Source organism: Streptomyces capoamus (assembly GCF_014654935.1).
GTDB classification, from domain to species: Bacteria; Actinomycetota; Actinomycetes; order Streptomycetales; family Streptomycetaceae; genus Streptomyces; species Streptomyces capoamus.
On sequence record NZ_BNBF01000020.1, the window covers coordinates 55,885 to 58,796 of the forward strand.

Annotated in this window: 3 protein-coding genes; 2 read left to right on the top strand and 1 reads right to left on the bottom strand. The window is 71.0% G+C overall.

What is annotated here, in order from left to right:
• Positions 1–851, bottom strand: an 851-nt coding sequence (locus IE312_RS27565; protein WP_189985105.1) for a hypothetical protein, incomplete at its 3' end; no start/stop codon positions are given.
• Positions 852–1,063: 212 nt separating this feature from the next.
• On the opposite strand from IE312_RS27565, the gene IE312_RS27570 reads away from it, so the two are divergent.
• Both IE312_RS27570 and IE312_RS42090 read left to right on the top strand, forming a co-directional pair.
• Positions 1,064–2,257, top strand: a complete 1,194-nt coding sequence (locus IE312_RS27570) for an argininosuccinate synthase (RefSeq protein ID WP_189985013.1) — start codon at positions 1,064–1,066, stop codon at positions 2,255–2,257.
• Between the two features lie 113 nt (positions 2,258–2,370).
• On the top strand, positions 2,371–2,912 hold a 542-nt coding region (locus tag IE312_RS42090), incomplete at its 3' end, for a lyase family protein (RefSeq protein WP_268254360.1).

Consider the following 2,912-nt stretch of genomic DNA (forward strand, 5'->3'; position numbering starts at 1 on the left):
AGGGTGCAGGCGGCCAGCGTGTCCAGCCCCGTCGGCCTGGCCGCGGTGCGGCCGATGGAGAGGGCGATGCGGTCGATGGTCGAGGCCCGCTTGTCCTTCAGGGGGCCGAGGATCGCGTTGTTGACGAAGTTGGGGCCGCCCTGGCCGACCGTGTCCTTCAACCGCTTGTTTGCCTCCTGGATCTGGGTCTGGAGCAGGGCGAGGTTGCGGTCGACCTCGGCCTTCGCGGAGGCGGGCACGGCGGGCAGCTCGGAGGCGACGTCCGGGCAGCTGATCGTGCCGGCCCCGGTGTTCCCGCCCGCCGCCGTACCGGCGCCGGACTGCCGGCCGGCCGCGCCGCCCGGGGCCGCCGGCGCCGAGGCCCGGCCGCCGCCCGCGTTCGTGCCGGCGCCCCCGGTCCCGCCCCCGTTCAGCGTGCAGGGCGCCAGCGCGTCCAGTCCGGCGGGCTTGGCCGCCGTACGCCCGATCGCCGTGGCGATGCGGTTGACGGTGGCCACGCGCTTGTCCTTCAGGGGGCCGAGGATCGCGTTGTTGACGAAGTTGGGGCCGCCCTGGCCCACCGTGTCCCGCAACCGCTTGTTCGCCTCCTGGATCTGCGTCTGGAGCAGGACGAGGTTGCGGTCGACCTCGGCCTTCGCGGAGGCGGGCACGGCGGGCAGCTTGGAGGCGACGTCCGGGCAGGTGATCGTCCCGGGGCTCGCCAGCGTGCGGGCGCCGGTCGTGTCGTCGCTCTTGGCCGGGGTGCCGGCGAGGGCGGAGCCGGCGATCACCGCGCCGGACAGCACCACGGCTGCGGCGCCGCCGATGATCGCGACGCGACGCTGGTTGTACTTCGGAAGAGCCCTGGACATGCGGATGCCTCACTTGGGTCAGGAGTGGGTCTGGTCGACCCCCGGCAAGGGGTGTGACAACGCGGCGCCTGCGTTCGGGGAGGAGTACGCGAAAGCGGTTTCGCTTGTTCAGCGCCGCCACGAAATTTCCCGCACGGCCGGTGCTGATTGACGAATCATGCAGAACCCTGCATACTCATGCATGTCAGCGAATGCACTGTGAGGAGAAACCCGTGACCGAGCGCGTCGTACTCGCCTACTCAGGCGGTCTGGACACCTCCGTCGCCATCGGCTGGATCGCCGAGGAGACGGGCGCCGAGGTCATCGCCGTTGCGGTCGACGTCGGCCAGGGCGGCGAGGACCTGGACGTCATCCGCAAGCGCGCCCTCGCGTGCGGCGCCGTCGAGGCCGAGGTCGCGGACGCCAAGGACGAGTTCGCCGACGAGTACTGCCTCCCCGCCATCAAGGCCAACGCCCTCTACATGGACCGCTACCCGCTGGTCTCCGCCCTGTCCCGGCCGACGATCGTCAAGCACCTCGTCGCCGCCGCCCAGAAGCACGGCGCCACCACGGTCGCCCACGGCTGCACCGGCAAGGGCAACGACCAGGTCCGCTTCGAGGCCGGCATCGTCGCCCTCGCCCCCGACCTGAAGTGCATCGCCCCGGTCCGCGACTACGCGATGACCCGGGACAAGGCGATCGCTTTCTGCGAGGAGAAGCAGCTCCCGATCGCCACCACCAAGAAGTCCCCGTACTCCATCGACCAGAACGTCTTCGGGCGCGCGGTCGAGACGGGCTTCCTGGAGGACATCTGGAACGCCCCGATCGAGGACATCTACGAGTACACCTCCAACCCGGCCGTCGCCCGCGAGGCCGACGAGGTGGTCATCTCCTTCAAGGAGGGCGTCCCGGTCGCCATCGACGGCCGGCCCGTCACCGTCCTGCAGGCCATCCAGCAGCTGAACGAGCGCGCCGGCGCCCAGGGCATCGGCCGGATCGACATGGTCGAGGACCGCCTGGTCGGCATCAAGTCCCGCGAGGTCTACGAGGCCCCCGGCGCGATCGCCCTGATCACCGCCCACCAGGAGCTGGAGAACGTCACCGTCGAGCGCGAACTCGCCCGCTACAAGCGGCAGGTCGAGCAGCGCTGGGGCGAACTGGTCTACGACGGCCAGTGGTTCTCCCCGCTCAAGCGCGCCCTGGACGGCTTCATCGACGAGGCCAACCAGCACGTCACCGGTGACATCCGGATGATCCTGCACGGCGGCCGCGCCGTCGTCACCGGCCGGCGCTCCACGGAGTCCCTGTACGACTTCAACCTCGCCACCTACGACACCGGCGACACCTTCGACCAGTCGGCGGCCAAGGGCTTCATCGACATCTACAGCCTGTCGTCGAAGATCGCGGCCAAGCGGGACCTGGCGTAACCGCGACCGGTCACACGCACGGGTTCACTCACACGCATCAGCCTGACAGCCGCCTCCTCGCCTGGAAAGGTGGGGAGGCGGTGGCACACCTAGAGCTTCGAGGAGCAACGCAAGTGAGCAGCAACAGCGGTGACGTACGGCTCTGGGGCGGCCGCTTCGCCGACGGGCCGGCCGAGGCCCTGGCGAAGCTGTCCGCGTCCGTCCACTTCGACTGGCGGCTCGCGCCCTACGACATCGCCGGCTCCCGCGCCCACGCGCGCGTCCTGCACCGGGCCGGCCTGCTCACCGAGGACGAGCTGACCCGCATGATCGCGGGCCTGGACCGGCTGGAGGCCGATGTCGCCGACGGCTCCTTCACCGGCACCATCGCCGACGAGGACGTGCACACCGCGCTGGAGCGCGGCCTGCTGGAGCGCCTCGGCCCCGACCTCGGCGGCAAACTCCGGGCCGGCCGGTCCCGCAACGACCAGGTCGCCACCCTGTTCCGGATGTACCTGCGCGACCACGCCCGGATCATCGGCGGCCTGCTCGCCGCCCTCCAGGACGCCCTGATCGGCCTGGCCGAGGCCCACCCGGACGTGGCGATGCCCGGCCGCACCCACCTCCAGCACGCCCAGCCGGTGCTCTTCGCCCACCACGTCCTCGCCCACGTCCA